Origin of the sequence: Proteus terrae subsp. cibarius, assembly GCF_011045835.1 — a bacterium.
Lineage (GTDB): Bacteria > Pseudomonadota > Gammaproteobacteria > Enterobacterales > Enterobacteriaceae > Proteus > Proteus cibarius.
In genome coordinates, this window is record NZ_CP047349.1 from 3,867,501 (window position 1) to 3,881,071 (window position 13,571).

14 protein-coding genes (1 of these 14 only partly in view) are annotated in these 13,571 nt (G+C 38.3%); 12 read left to right on the top strand and 2 right to left on the bottom strand.

Annotation, left to right across the window (positions count from 1 at the left end; genetic code table 11):
• Positions 1 to 135: the end of a FadR/GntR family transcriptional regulator gene (locus GTH25_RS17685; protein ID WP_075673976.1), read on the top strand. It extends 552 nt beyond the left edge of the window; only the last 135 of its 687 coding nucleotides appear in the window; its start codon lies off the left edge, out of view; the stop codon is at positions 133 to 135.
• Positions 136 to 217: 82 nt separating this feature from the next.
• Entirely contained in the window at positions 218 to 1,612 is a 1,395-nt protein-coding gene (gene mdtD / locus GTH25_RS17690) for a multidrug transporter subunit MdtD (RefSeq protein ID WP_075673975.1), read from the top strand.
• A 65-nt stretch (positions 1,613 to 1,677) separates the two neighbouring features.
• Here mdtD and rbsK read toward each other — a convergent pair whose 3' ends face one another.
• Positions 1,678 to 2,607, bottom strand: coding sequence for a ribokinase (gene rbsK, locus GTH25_RS17695; protein ID WP_164530776.1), 930 nt, complete (start codon positions 2,605 to 2,607; stop codon positions 1,678 to 1,680).
• A gap of 281 nt (positions 2,608 to 2,888) precedes the next feature.
• Between rbsK and ravA the strand changes: the two genes are divergently transcribed.
• A complete protein-coding gene (gene ravA / locus GTH25_RS17700; protein WP_164530777.1) occupies positions 2,889 to 4,388 on the top strand; it encodes an ATPase RavA in 1,500 nt (499 codons plus the stop codon).
• A gap of 7 nt (positions 4,389 to 4,395) precedes the next feature.
• Positions 4,396 to 5,853, top strand: a complete 1,458-nt coding sequence (gene viaA / locus GTH25_RS17705) for an ATPase RavA stimulator ViaA (protein WP_075673972.1) — start codon at positions 4,396 to 4,398, stop codon at positions 5,851 to 5,853.
• On the opposite strand, the gene asnA is transcribed toward viaA, so the two are convergent.
• Positions 5,854 to 6,846, bottom strand: a complete 993-nt coding sequence (gene asnA, locus GTH25_RS17710) for an aspartate--ammonia ligase (RefSeq protein ID WP_075673971.1) — start codon at positions 6,844 to 6,846, stop codon at positions 5,854 to 5,856.
• Positions 6,847 to 7,005: 159 nt separating this feature from the next.
• Here asnA and asnC point away from each other — a divergent pair, with 159 nt between their 5' ends.
• From asnC to atpF, 8 genes are all read left to right on the top strand, one after another.
• Entirely contained in the window at positions 7,006 to 7,467 is a 462-nt protein-coding gene (asnC, locus tag GTH25_RS17715; RefSeq protein ID WP_023583317.1) for a transcriptional regulator AsnC, read from the top strand.
• A gap of 100 nt (positions 7,468 to 7,567) precedes the next feature.
• Complete coding sequence (mioC, locus tag GTH25_RS17720; protein ID WP_075673970.1) at positions 7,568 to 8,008, top strand: FMN-binding protein MioC; 441 nt, start codon at positions 7,568 to 7,570, stop codon at positions 8,006 to 8,008.
• A 377-nt stretch (positions 8,009 to 8,385) separates the two neighbouring features.
• Entirely contained in the window at positions 8,386 to 10,284 is a 1,899-nt protein-coding gene (gene mnmG, locus GTH25_RS17725) for a tRNA uridine-5-carboxymethylaminomethyl(34) synthesis enzyme MnmG (RefSeq protein WP_075673969.1), read from the top strand.
• On the top strand, positions 10,281 to 10,907 hold the full coding sequence (gene rsmG, locus GTH25_RS17730) for a 16S rRNA (guanine(527)-N(7))-methyltransferase RsmG (RefSeq protein ID WP_164530778.1): 627 nt from the start codon (positions 10,281 to 10,283) through the stop codon (positions 10,905 to 10,907). The genes mnmG and rsmG overlap by 4 nt, the downstream gene beginning before the upstream one ends.
• A gap of 613 nt (positions 10,908 to 11,520) precedes the next feature.
• Positions 11,521 to 11,898, top strand: a complete 378-nt coding sequence (gene atpI / locus GTH25_RS17735; RefSeq protein ID WP_075673967.1) for a F0F1 ATP synthase subunit I — start codon at positions 11,521 to 11,523, stop codon at positions 11,896 to 11,898.
• Positions 11,899 to 11,929: 31 nt separating this feature from the next.
• Entirely contained in the window at positions 11,930 to 12,754 is an 825-nt protein-coding gene (atpB, locus tag GTH25_RS17740; protein WP_023583322.1) for a F0F1 ATP synthase subunit A, read from the top strand.
• 45 nt (positions 12,755 to 12,799) lie between these two features.
• Complete coding sequence (gene atpE, locus GTH25_RS17745; protein WP_004246596.1) at positions 12,800 to 13,039, top strand: F0F1 ATP synthase subunit C; 240 nt, start codon at positions 12,800 to 12,802, stop codon at positions 13,037 to 13,039.
• A gap of 61 nt (positions 13,040 to 13,100) precedes the next feature.
• Positions 13,101 to 13,571, top strand: a complete 471-nt coding sequence (gene atpF / locus GTH25_RS17750) for a F0F1 ATP synthase subunit B (protein WP_036914499.1) — start codon at positions 13,101 to 13,103, stop codon at positions 13,569 to 13,571.

Genomic DNA, 13,571 nt, shown 5'->3' on the forward strand with positions numbered 1-13,571 from the left:
AAAAAGTATTTTGATCTTATTGTGGGTAATGAAACCGTTCAACCGGAAACCCATAACCAAATTGTTCAGGCAATTATTGATAAAGATGGAAATAAAGCGCGTGATCTCTGTTTAATCTTATTAACGAGTGATTGAATAGTTTTAATACAAATTTTATAGGTTTTCTGTTTATAATGAAGCGATAATCAAAATATAGAACAAAGACGGTATATGCTTCATGTTGAAATCCGCCAAAAATATGTCTGGGTTGCCTTGGATTGCTGCAATGGCTTTTTTTATGCAGGCTCTCGATGCAACCATTCTTAATACGGCATTACCAGACATAGCAAAAAGCCTTAATCATTCTCCTCTCGCGATGCAATCGGCTGTTATCAGCTATACCTTAACTGTTGCATTATTGATCCCTGTCAGTGGATGGTTAGCCGATAGATTTGGAACTCGTAAAATTTTTATTATTGCGGTTTCTTTATTTTCTGGTGGCTCTTTATTATGTGCACTTTCTCCTAACCTCACTTTTCTTGTTATTTCACGAATTATACAAGGTATAGGTGGCGCAATGATGATGCCAGTTGCACGCCTTGCTTTATTAAGAGCTTATCCACGCAGTGAATTACTGCCCATTCTCAACTTTGTCACAATGCCAGGATTAGTAGGCCCCATAGCAGGACCTCTCTTAGGCGGAATATTGGTTACTTATGCCTCATGGCATTGGATATTTATTATAAATATTCCTATTGGCCTATTAGGTATTTTCTATGCCATCAAGCATATGCCTAATTTCACCATGCCAAAACGAAAGTTTGATTTACTTGGATTTATTTTCTTTGGTTTTGGCTTAGTCATGCTTTCTGTCAGTCTTGATCTTTTTGGTGATAAAAATATCTCTCGCTATATTCCTATTGCCATTATTTTAGGTGGATTTTCTTTACTAGGGTTATACGTCAATCATGCAAGGCGCCATCAGCAACCACTAATCCCTCTAAATATATTTAAAACACGCACATTCTCTGTCGGTATTGCAGGAAATATTGCAACAAGATTAGGAACTGGGTGTATTCCTTTCTTAATGCCACTTATGTTGCAAGTAGGTTTTGGTTACCCAGCAATAATATCCGGTATGATGATGGCACCAATGGCTTTAGGTTCTATTTTAGCAAAATCATTTGTCACAAAGATCTTAGTAAAATTTAGCTATCGCCGAACACTCTTTGCTATCACAATTATTATTGGTTTGATGATAGCTCAATTCTCACTTCAATCACCGGATATGTCTATTTACTATCTTGTCATTCCACTCTTTTTATTAGGGGTGGTCATGTCTATACAATTTACATCAATGAATACAATTTCATTGGCTGATTTAACAGACAACAATGCAAGTTCAGGAAATAGTGTTTTGGCTGTCACCCAACAATTGGCAATTAGCTTTGGTATTGCAGTGAGTGCATCTATTTTAGGATATTTTGATACAGAGAATGTGGGTACTACGGTTGATAACTTCCATTATACTTTTATTACTGTTGGTATCATTACATTGCTGTCTTCATTTGTATTCTTACTCCTTGATAAACATGATGGCGATAATTTAACTAATAAAAAGAGAAAAGCCTGATAGCTTTATTAAAACTAAAAAAGAGAGCATAGGCTCTCTTTTTCTTTATATACAGAAGAAACACCTTATAAGGATGAAGCTAAAAAAATATCCACTTCATGACGCCAAGGTACTGATGGCTGAGCCCCAGCTCGAGTAACAGCAATGGCAGCCGCGGCATGAGCAAACTTAATCGCTAACATCATAGATTGCCCTTCTAATAAAGCAGTAATTAACGCGCCATTAAATGTATCACCTGCTGCGATGGTATCTACTGCTTTCACTTTAAATGCAGGAACGATACAACCTTTATTATTTTTCTCACTCACCCAAACTCCACGGCTTCCTAATGTAATAAGAACAGTTTTAATCCCTTTATGATGTAAAACATCCGCTGCTTGTTGAGCGCTTTCATCATCGATGACTTTAATTCCAGTCAGATATTCAGTCTCTGTTTCGTTTGGAGTAATAATATCGACAAGTGATAGCAGCTCATCAGGTAATGCCTGAGCGGGTGCGGGATTTAAAATTACTTGCACATTTTCTTGTTTAGCTATTTCCGCGGCTTTCAAAACAGAATCAAGTGGTGATTCTAATTGCATTAATAGAGCATCAGCTTCTTTTATTATATTCCCATGGCGCTGAACATAACTTGTATCTAGTCGTCCATTAGCACCAGCATGAATACCGATGACATTTTCACCCTGTTGATTAACAAAAATCAGCGCGACACCTGTTGCTACATCATCAATTAACTCAATGCTCTTGGTATCAATGTTATCCGTCATTAATTGAGCTTTGGCTTTTTTACCAATATCATCGTTTCCTAAACAAGCAAGAAATGAAATATTCGCACCACAACGCCCAGCTGCAACCGCCTGATTAGCACCTTTACCGCCAAATACCATTTGAAATTGGTTACCTGAAATGGTTTCACCAGGAAGCGGAAAATGGGCAACATTAAGAATATGATCAGCATTAACACTACCTAAAATCACAAGTTTCTTCGCTTCCATGATTTTTCCTTACTCTCAGTAATAAATTCTAGATGTATCGCATAAATGACATTCAATATTTTAAACCGATCATCTCAGCAACATTAATGAAAAAACGTGATCACCATCGAAACGTTTCGCTAGTAAAACAAAAAAGAACCAAAAATAAGCAGTAGGAAGCTGAATCGATTTTTGTTATAAACAATTTGTGTGCTAATAGAATGTTTGACTATATGTCAGCAATCCTTTTCTGATATTTTCAGGGCGATGACGAAAATAAGTACCCATTATTAGGAGTGTTTATGCAACTTGCAGAGCGGATTTCACAACTTAGCCAATATCTTGAAACTGGGCTTTATGAGCGACAGTCAGCTATCCGTCTTTGTCTACTTGCAGCACTTAGTGGTGAGAGTGTTTTCTTACTTGGCCCTCCAGGTATTGCTAAAAGTTTAATAGCCAGAAGAATGAAAGAAGCCTTTAAAGAGGCTAAAGCTTTTGAATACCTAATGACGCGTTTTTCAACCCCTGAAGAAATTTTTGGCCCTTTATCTATTCAAGCTTTAAAAGATGAAGGTAAATATCAGCGTTTGGTTGAAGGATATCTACCTGATGCTGAGGTTGTCTTTCTTGATGAAATATGGAAAGCCGGGCCCGCTATTCTTAATACGTTATTAACGGCGATTAATGAGCGTAAATTTAGAAATGGAGAAGCTGAAGTTGCTATTCCAATGCGTTTATTAGTCTCTGCCTCTAATGAGCTACCTGATTCAGACAGTAGTCTTGAAGCACTATATGACCGAATGCTTATCCGTATTTGGCTAACCAAAGTTCAGGATAAGAAAAACTTTCGTGCACTACTCATTAATAAAGAAGTAGGCTCTTTTCATATTCCAGAACATATCCAAATTACCGCAGAAGAGTTCTCTCGTTGGCAATCAGAATTAGAAAAGATCACTTTAGATGACCACTTATTTGATTTAATTTATCAACTTCGTGAGTCTTTAGATAAAAGTGATGCGGCACCTTATGTTTCAGATAGACGTTGGAAAAAAGCGGTACGCCTTTTACAAGCCAGTGCTTTTTTTAATGGCCGTAGTGCTATTTCACCGTTAGATCTTATTTTATTAAAAGATTGCCTGTGGCATGACCAAGCATCATTTGCATTATTAGACAAGTTATTACAAAACCTTTTAACAGAACAAGCCTACCACCAGCTAGAATTGATTAGAAAAACAGAAAGTTTATGGGCTGAGTGGATGCAATCAACAAGAAATAAACAAGATCAACAGGCCTTTCGTTTTGAAAAACAAAGTGGAATGTTTGGACGAAATGCACATTTTAGCCTATCAGAAAAAATGCAGGCTGATAAATTCACGTTGTTTTTACATATCCCTCTGCATATCCATAGTATTCAAGTTAACTTTATTACTATCGAGCAGAAAGCATTAGAAAACTTTTTAGCTAAAGGGGATGAATTATTAGCACGTTTAAATGGTATTGGTTTCCCACAATCAATTAATGCGCAAATACGTCAAGATGGTGTATTAGAAATTTTAGATGTGAGTCGTCGCACAACATCTCTTTATCAACAAAAAGAGACTGCGCCTGCTGCTCCTATTGAAAATAACAAAGAGTGGCTAGATAAATTAAAAGATCTGACCCAAGAAATTTATGGTGAGCAGGAAAAATTTAATCATCATCAGCCAAATTTATTTATTGATAATGATTGTCTTATTTCCATCGAGCAAAGTTTTGTTCAGCTTAATGAAAAACTATCGCAATTAAAAAGCCAAATAAAGTAATGATATTATGCTGACACTTTCAACATTAGATATGCTTTTAGCCATAAATGAAGGGCAGCTTATTGAGGAAGTTATTATTGCTATACTTGCATCGCCTCAATTAGCGGTATTTTTTGAAAAACACCCAAGGCTCAAAAAAGCCTTACTTAAAGATATCCACCAATGGAAAAAAAGCTTACAGCAAAGAGTAAAAGAAACCTTAGTACCTACCATGATTGCTGATGAGTTTGCCCTTTATCAACAAACTCAGTCATTAGGTAACGCCATATTTAATCAGCAAGTAGAGCAAATACTGGCTGAATTAAACAAACTAGACTCCTCTTTTATTGAAGAAGCATCACAACTAATTAAAACCAATAAGCCTTTTTCACCAGCCCAACAAGCTTTGTTTATTCAACACTGGCGGATAAATTTAATTTTCCAAGTCACAGCATTACATAAAGCGCTATTTGACCAAGAACAAGAGCAACTCCTTGCTGAACTACAAGAACGTTTAGCGTTAAGTGGAAGCTTAAGTAATACATTCTCAGAAAATGAGCGTGCAGCAGGGCGTTTATGGGATATGAGCAAAGGCGTTTTAACAAAAACACCTTTCGATGAGAAAATTATTCAACGTTATAGCGACTTTCTCGATCAACAACCTGAATTACATAAACTCGCAAGTTTGCTTGGACGTAGCAAAACAGCCAAATCACTTCCTGAAGAAAGTGTGATTTTTGAACCTGTGACTATTGTTGAGAAAGCACCCGATACAACACCTGAGCAAGTCAATGGAATAGGGCTCAGTGATGATATCTTGCGCTTACTTCCTGCTGAACTCGCCTTGTTAGGTATTAATGAAATCGAATATGAGTTTTATCGAAAGCTGGTAGAAAAGCAGCTCAATACTTATCGGTTACAAGGGGATAATTGGCAAGAGCGTACTGTATTGCGTCCAGTAACTCATCATCATGATGAAGAAAGACCGAGAGGACCTTTTATTGTATGTATTGATACATCAGGTTCAATGGGAGGATTTAACGAACAGTGCGCTAAAGCTTTTGGATTAGCATTGATGAAAATAGCACTAGCTGATAATCGTTCATGCCATGTGATGTTATTTTCCACTGAAACTGTACATTACCAGTTGTCATCGTCTAATGGCCTGCAAGAGCTTATCAAGTTTTTGAATCAGTCATTTAGAGGGGGGACGGATTTAAGTGCTTGTTTAGATAATGTCGCAGAAAAACTCAATAGCCCAGCATGGAAAGATGCTGATGCTGTTGTTATTTCTGACTTTGTCGCCCAAAGGTTACCCGAAAACCTAATCAACAAAATCAAAAAAAGCCAACAGCAACAGCACAATCGCTTCCATGCGGTTACCTTATCCAATTACGGTAAACCCAGCATCATGAAAATCTTTGACCATATATGGCGTTTTGATACTGGATTAAAAAGTCGTTTACTTCGACGCTGGCGCCAATAATTACAACATATCGGCGAAAGCTAAACGGGTGTCTTTTTCCCACACGCCGCATTGTACTTGCCCAATGTGCTCTTTTTGTAGCAGTAACATCACTAAACGTGATTGACCAATACCACCACCGATAGTTTGAGGCATATCACCATGCATTAATGCTTTGTGCCAATCCAGCTCAAGGCGCTTAGTATCATCTGTTAATGTTAACTGACGCATTAATGTTTCAGGATCAACACGGATACCCATTGATGACAATTCAAACGCATCTTGTAGAACAGGGTTCCAGACAATAATGTCACCGTTTAAACCTTCAAATCCATCTTCGTTTGGTGTCGTCCAGTCATCATAATCAGGTGCTCTCACATCATGAGCTTCACCACTAGAAAGCTTACCGCCAATGCCAATTAAGAAAACGGCGCCATATTCTTTGGCAATCGCTTTTTCACGACCTTTAGCATCAAGATCAGGATAACGACGCAGTAACTCTTCAGTGTGGATAAATTGAATTTGATCTGGCAGGAACGGTACCAGACCAAATTCTTCGCTGACGGCTTTTTCAGTTTCTTTTATTGCCTGATAAATTTTACCCACTGTCTGCTTAAGATAAGGAACTGTACGTTCTTTATCTTCCATCACTTTTTCCCAATCCCACTGATCAACATAAACTGAGTGGATCTGAGTTAAGCGATCTTCGTCTGGTCGCAAAGCTTTCATATGAGTATAAAGACCTTGCCCAGAACTAAATCCAAAACGACCTAATGTTTTACGTTTCCATTTAGCTAATGAATGGACAACCTCAAAAGTCGAATCTGGTAAAGATTTGACTTTAACTTGTACTGCCTTCTCATGGCCAGATAAGTTATCTTGAGTTCCATCACCAAGGCGACTTAAGATCGGTCCTTGAACTTCAATCAGTCCTAATTCTTTTTCCAGCAGTCGTGAAAAATATGATTTAACAAAGCTAATTTGCTGTTGAGTCTGGATGAATGATTTTTCCATTTTTGTATCCCTAGTGGTGATGTCGTGTTTTGCTGATATAGATTAAGCAACAAAACGGGTACTAAATTCAATATACTTCATTAAAAATAGCCTTGCTTGTTTTAAATCGTTAAAAATAGCACTATAAAAATGTATTATCGTTAAAAACAGAGGGAAATTATGGACAATATTTATCAGATCGATAATCTCGATCGTGACATACTTCACGCATTAATGGCGAATGCGAGAACACCTTACGCTGAATTAGCCAAAAAATTCGAAGTTAGCCCAGGCACAATTCATGTTCGAGTTGAGAAAATGAAGCAGGCGGGAATTATTACAGGAACTCGAGTTGATATTAGTGAAAAGCAACTCGGTTTTGATGTCTGCTGCTTTATTGGCATTATCCTCAAGAGTGCAAAAGACTATCACACAGCATTAGATAAACTAGACAAGTTAGATGAAGTTGTAGAAGTGTACTACACAACAGGGCAATACAGTATTTTTACTAAGGTTATGTGTAAAAGTATAGAAGCCTTACAAGACGTACTTATCAACAAAATTCAGACAATTGATGAAATTCAATCAACAGAAACCCTGATCTCACTGCAAAACCCGATAATAAGGACGATCAAGCCATAAGGGTAAATTCTTATTTTTTTTTATAACCACATTATCCACAGGTAGATCCCAAGTGATTCACAGCGTACAATAGCGCGTCTTGAACATAAGGAGATCATTAATGAAAAAAGTCACTCTTATTAGTGGCAGTACCATGGGTAGTGCTGAATATGTCGCAGAGCACCTTGCAGAGATCTTATCTGATGAAGGATTTGAGACAGATCTGCACCATGGACCTTCTCTTAATGATCTTCCTAATGAAGGGATCTGGCTGGTGGTCACATCAACACATGGTGCGGGTGATATTCCTGACAACCTATTGCCTTTTGCTAATGAAATATCTGCTGATTCCGTTGATCTTAGTAATATCACCTTTGGTGCGATCGGCATAGGAAGTAGTGAATATGACACTTTCTGCGGTGCGATCAGAACATTGGATCAAAAATTGGTGGAAAAAGGGGCAACTCGCCTTGGTGATCGCCTCGAAATTGATATTCAAAAGTACGACATTCCGGAAGATCCAGCAGAAGAATGGATAGCTTCTTGGAAAAATTTACTTTAAATCGCACAAAAAAACAGCAAACGAATGTGGATAACTCTGCTTAAAAGCAGGGGTTAACCCGTAGTTATCCATTGTATAAGGCAATATCAAGAAATGACCTGTGTATAAGTCGTTATTTTGATCCCAGCTTATCAGCAGATAGATCACGGATCATTCACAGTATATGATCCTTTACACTTTTATGATCTTTAAATAGAAAATCCACTTATCCACAGAGGATCGCTTCCCTAATAAAAGATCTAATAAAGAGATCTTTAAATAAAAAGATCTTTAAATAATTACCTGCGGATCTGCTCGCTTGTATCTGTCAAAAAGTTGAGTAGAATTCGTTTTCCCAATGCAACACATTCAGCATTCGTAACATTTAAGGTTCACACATGTTTTATCCAGAACACTTTGACGTCATTGTCATCGGTGGTGGTCACGCCGGTACAGAAGCCGCTATGGCTGCTGCTCGTATGGGGCGTCAAACCCTATTACTGACCCACAATATTGATACTTTGGGCCAAATGTCTTGTAACCCAGCTATTGGTGGGATTGGTAAAGGGCATCTGGTAAAAGAGATCGATGCCATGGGTGGATTAATGGCAACCGCTATTGACCATGCAGGGATCCAATTCAGAACCCTTAACGCAAGTAAGGGCCCAGCTGTAAGAGCAACAAGAGCACAAGCTGACCGTGTTCTTTATCGCCAAGCTGTTCGTACTACTCTTGAAAATCAACCTAATTTAATGATCTTCCAACAACCTGTTGAAGATCTCATTGTTGAAAACGACCAAGTGACAGGTGCTGTCACTCGCATGGGCTTAAAATTCCGTGCTAAATCTGTTGTTCTAACCGTTGGTACTTTCCTAGATGGTAAAATCCATATTGGTTTAGAAAATTACAGTGGTGGTCGTGCTGGTGATCCACCTTCAGTTTCATTATCACACAGACTACGCGAATTACCTCTACGTGTAGGTCGTTTAAAAACAGGTACACCACCCCGTATTGATGCTAGAACTATCGATTTTAGCCAACTAGCTGTTCAGTTGGGTGATACTCCAATGCCTGTTTTCTCGTTTTTAGGAAATGTGGATCAGCATCCTGAACAAATGCCTTGCCATATCACATACACAAACGAAAAAACGCACGATATTATTCGTAATAACCTTGATCGTAGCCCAATGTACGCCGGTGTCATCGAAGGAATAGGGCCTCGTTATTGCCCATCTATTGAAGATAAAGTGATGAGATTTGCTGATCGTAATTCACATCAGATCTTTTTAGAGCCTGAAGGTTTAACGAGTAACGAGATTTACCCAAATGGAATTTCAACGAGCTTACCTTTTGATGTTCAAATGCAGATCGTAAATTCCATGAAAGGTATGGAAAATGCGAAGATCATTAGACCTGGTTATGCTATTGAATATGACTTCTTCGATCCTAGAGATCTAAAACAAACCCTAGAAAGCAAATTTATCAACGGGTTATTCTTTGCTGGCCAAATTAACGGTACAACCGGTTATGAAGAAGCAGCTGCTCAAGGCATGCTTGCAGGACTTAACGCGGCACGTTATGCCTTCGATCAAGAAGGTTGGTTCCCACGTCGTGATCAAGCATACATTGGTGTATTAGTTGACGATCTTTGTACTCTTGGTACAAAAGAGCCATACCGCATGTTTACTTCTCGTGCTGAATATCGCTTGATGTTACGTGAAGATAATGCTGATTTACGTCTAACTGAAATTGGTCGTGAATTAGGTATGGTTGATGACAACCGTTGGGCACAATTTAGTGAAAAAGTTGAGCTTGTTGAAAAAGAACGTCAACGTTTAAGAAATATTTGGGTTCATCCACAAGCTGATAATCTTTCTGAAATCAATGGATTACTAAATACACCATTATCTAAAGAAGCTAATGGCGAAGATTTATTACGTCGCCCTGAAATGACTTACGACATACTGAAGAATATTACTCGTTTTGCACCGGGTATTGATGATTCAAAACCGCAAGCAGCTGAACAAGTTGAGATCCAAGTTAAATACGAAGGCTACATTAGTCGCCAGAAAGAAGAGATCGAAAAACAACTGCGCAACGAAAATGCTGCGTTACCGATTGATCTGGACTATAAACAAGTTAGCGGATTATCTAACGAAGTTATTGCAAAACTTAACGATCACAAACCAACATCGATTGGACAAGCATCGCGGATCTCAGGAGTCACACCTGCTGCTATTTCCATTTTATTAGTTTGGTTGAAAAAGCAGGGCCTATTACGTAGGAGTGCATCATGAGTGACTTACTTAATCGGCTAAAAAAGCTGGCTAATCAAGCCAATATTGAACTTACCGATATTCAAGCTGAAAAACTTACGGGTTATGTTGTGATGCTTGATAAATGGAATAAAGCCTACAATCTCACATCTGTAAGAGATCCACAGCAAATGCTTATCCGTCATATCTTGGATAGCATTGTTGTGAGCCAATATCTTGACGGTGAAAGATTTATTGATGTGGGAACAGGGCCTGGATTGCCAGGTATTCCATTGGCGATAATGCGTCCCGATCACCACTTTGTATTATTGGATAGCTTAGGTAAACGCGTTCGCTTTATGAAGCAAGTTCAGCACGAACTAGGACTTAATAATATTGAGCCAGTTCAATACCGTGTTGAAGAATACCAAACAGAGAAGCCTTTTGATGGCGTTATCAGTCGAGCATTTGCCTCTATGAACGATATGCTCTCTTGGTGCTCTCATTTAGTGACTGAAAAACACGGTCGTTTTTATGCATTGAAAGGACAAATTCATCAAGAAGAGTTAGATGAACTTGCTGATAATGGATTAAGAATGCCTGAAAAAGTGATTAGCTTATCGATACCTGAATTGAATGAACAAAGACATTTGGTGATTATTTAATCAAAAATATTGAGTCTCACTGATCCTTTTTTCATTTTTTGTGCTCTGGCGATAATATTTACAATGTTATCGCCATTTGTTTTATGGGGATTTATGAGGAGTATTAAATTTCACTTCAATAAAACAATAAATTAACAATTTATTATCTTTTACTTTAATCCTCTTTGTAACCTTAGTTTTTCTCTTTTTATTTCCAAAATAAATTAATAATTCTATGCATTATAAAAATATTGAATTTATTTAATTGAAAATTGGCTAATTATTTTTCAATTGCCACTAATTTGTTCATAAAAGGGAGTTTATTTGTTAACTCTGTTATATATTTTATGAAATAAGCTTTATTTATACTTTTATATTTGTGATGTGTATCACGCTATTTATTTTCTTCAGCACTATTATTTTTACTCTTTTTGTTCTTAATCATTTTTCATAAATGGAACCTTGGTAAGAAATTTAAATTAATCTTCACTTTTTCGCTACTTATTGATTGAATTCATTGCCACGCCCCGTATAATTTGCTCGTTTTTGTCACTTGACACTTTATAGCAAAGACAGTTTGATACATCATTCAGTAATACCTTTTACGATAGCTAGTCTGGAGAATACAAACGTCATGTCTGTCTCCCTCTACAACGGGAAAGTTGCACTGAAACTGTTATTTTTGCAGTTTATGACTTTTGTTATTCTCAGTGCGGGTTTCTACTTAAAGAGTACAGACTGGAGTTTTTCGGCTTTTTTAGGCGGGTTGGCATGTTGGTTACCCAATATTGTTTTTCTTTTGTTAATGCGCTTACAAAAAGTCAACGAAGAAGAAGCTCCAGTTCGCATAAACTGGCTTTTTGCTTTCAGTGAAGGGTTGAAGGTTATATTATCAATAGCCTTGCTGATTGTTGCTTTAGGAGTGTTTAAAGCGGCATTTGCACCACTGGTCATGACCTACTTAGCGGTGCTTGTTATGCAGGTCGTTGCACCAGCCGTCATTAACGGTTAGCGTTTTTAACAACAAAAGGGTAATTGGCATCATGTCTGCATCAGGAGAAGCATTAACCACTAGAGACTACATAGGTCACCACCTGAATAACCTTCAGTTGGACCTGCGTACTTTCGAGTTGGTCAATCCCCATGCTGAAAATGCGCCATCATTCTGGGTGTTAAATATTGACTCACTTTTCTTTTCAGTACTGATGGGAGCACTATTCCTATGGCTGTTTAGAAAAGTAGCAGTAAGAGCAACCAGTGGCGTACCGGGAAAATTCCAGACTGCAGTAGAAATGATCATCGGTTTCGTTGATAGCAGCGTCCGTGATATGTATCACGGAAAGAGCAAGGTCATTGCACCTTTGGCATTGACTGTGTTCGTTTGGGTGCTGTTAATGAATGCCCTGGATTTATTACCAATCGACTTCATCCCTTATATCGGTGAACACATCTTAGGGTTACCAGCGTTACGCATCGTTCCGACAGCGGACGTGAGTATTACTCTATCGATGGCAATTGGTGTATTTATCCTGATCCTTTTCTATAGCATTAAGATGAAAGGCATAAAAGGGTTTACAAAAGAGCTGACTTTACAGCCTTTTAATCACCCAATTTTTATTCCTATCAACTTAATCTTGGAAGGGGTAAGCCTGCTATCAAAACCTGTTTCCCTCGGTCTTCGACTGTTTGGTAACATGTATGCAGGTGAACTGATCTTTATTCTTATTGCTGGTCTGTTACCGTGGTGGTCACAGTGGTTATTAAGCCTTCCTTGGGCAATATTCCACATACTGATTATTACGTTACAAGCATTTATTTTCATGGTTCTAACGATTGTCTATCTGTCGATGGCATCTGAAGAACATTAATTATTAACTCTTTGAAGAAATAACTGAAACAAACTGGAGACTGTCATGGAAAACCTGAGTATGGATCTGCTGTACATGGCTGCCGCTATTATGATGGGTTTAGCTGCAATCGGTGCTGCAATCGGTATCGGAATCCTCGGAGGCAAATTTTTAGAAGGTGCTGCTCGTCAGCCTGATCTGATCCCTCTTCTGCGTACACAGTTCTTTATCGTTATGGGTCTGGTTGACGCCATCCCAATGATTGCTGTGGGTCTGGGCCTTTACGTGATGTTTGCTGTTGCCTAATGATGGCAATGAGCAGTAAAAGCATCAAGTTAGTTAATAACCAAGAAAGAGGTATTGTGCTGTGAATTTAAATGCAACAATCCTCGGCCAGGCCGTCGCATTTGTCCTGTTTGTTTTGTTCTGTATGAAATTCGTATGGCCACCAATTATGGCGGCCATTGAAAAACGTCAAAAAGAAATTGCTGACGGTTTATCATCTGCAGAACGTGCTAAAAAGGACTTAGATTTAGCGAAAGCCGATGCAGGCGATCAGCTAGCGAAAGCAAAAGCAGAAGCTCAAGCAATCATTGAATCCGCGAATAAACAACGCACTCAAATGATTGAAGACGCTAAAGCAGAAGCAGAGCAAGAACGTAGTAAGATCGTTGCACAAGCTCAATCCGAATTGGATGCAGAGCGTAAACGTGCTCGTGAAGAACTTCGTAAACAAGTCGCAATGCTGGCTATCGCAGGTGCCGAGAAAATTATTGAACGTTCCGTGGATGAAGCTGCTAATAGCGACATCGTTGATAAACTGGTCGCTGAACTGTAA

Excerpts from the sequence above, each read along its gene's own strand:
- atpE (WP_004246596.1), top strand. The coding sequence starts at position 12,800 with ATGGAAAACCTGAGTATGGATCTGCTGTACATGGCTGCCGCTATTATG.
- asnA (WP_075673971.1), bottom strand. The coding sequence starts at position 6,846 with ATGGAAAAATCATTCATCCAGACTCAACAGCAAATTAGCTTTGTTAAA.
- mnmG (WP_075673969.1), top strand. The coding sequence starts at position 8,386 with ATGTTTTATCCAGAACACTTTGACGTCATTGTCATCGGTGGTGGTCAC.
- mioC (WP_075673970.1), top strand. The coding sequence starts at position 7,568 with ATGAAAAAAGTCACTCTTATTAGTGGCAGTACCATGGGTAGTGCTGAA.
- asnC (WP_023583317.1), top strand. The coding sequence starts at position 7,006 with ATGGACAATATTTATCAGATCGATAATCTCGATCGTGACATACTTCAC.
- rsmG (WP_164530778.1), top strand. The coding sequence starts at position 10,281 with ATGAGTGACTTACTTAATCGGCTAAAAAAGCTGGCTAATCAAGCCAAT.
- ravA (WP_164530777.1), top strand. The coding sequence starts at position 2,889 with ATGCAACTTGCAGAGCGGATTTCACAACTTAGCCAATATCTTGAAACT.
- mdtD (WP_075673975.1), top strand. The coding sequence starts at position 218 with ATGTTGAAATCCGCCAAAAATATGTCTGGGTTGCCTTGGATTGCTGCA.
- atpI (WP_075673967.1), top strand. The coding sequence starts at position 11,521 with ATGTCTGTCTCCCTCTACAACGGGAAAGTTGCACTGAAACTGTTATTT.
- viaA (WP_075673972.1), top strand. The coding sequence starts at position 4,396 with ATGCTGACACTTTCAACATTAGATATGCTTTTAGCCATAAATGAAGGG.
- atpB (WP_023583322.1), top strand. The coding sequence starts at position 11,930 with ATGTCTGCATCAGGAGAAGCATTAACCACTAGAGACTACATAGGTCAC.
- rbsK (WP_164530776.1), bottom strand. The coding sequence starts at position 2,607 with ATGGAAGCGAAGAAACTTGTGATTTTAGGTAGTGTTAATGCTGATCAT.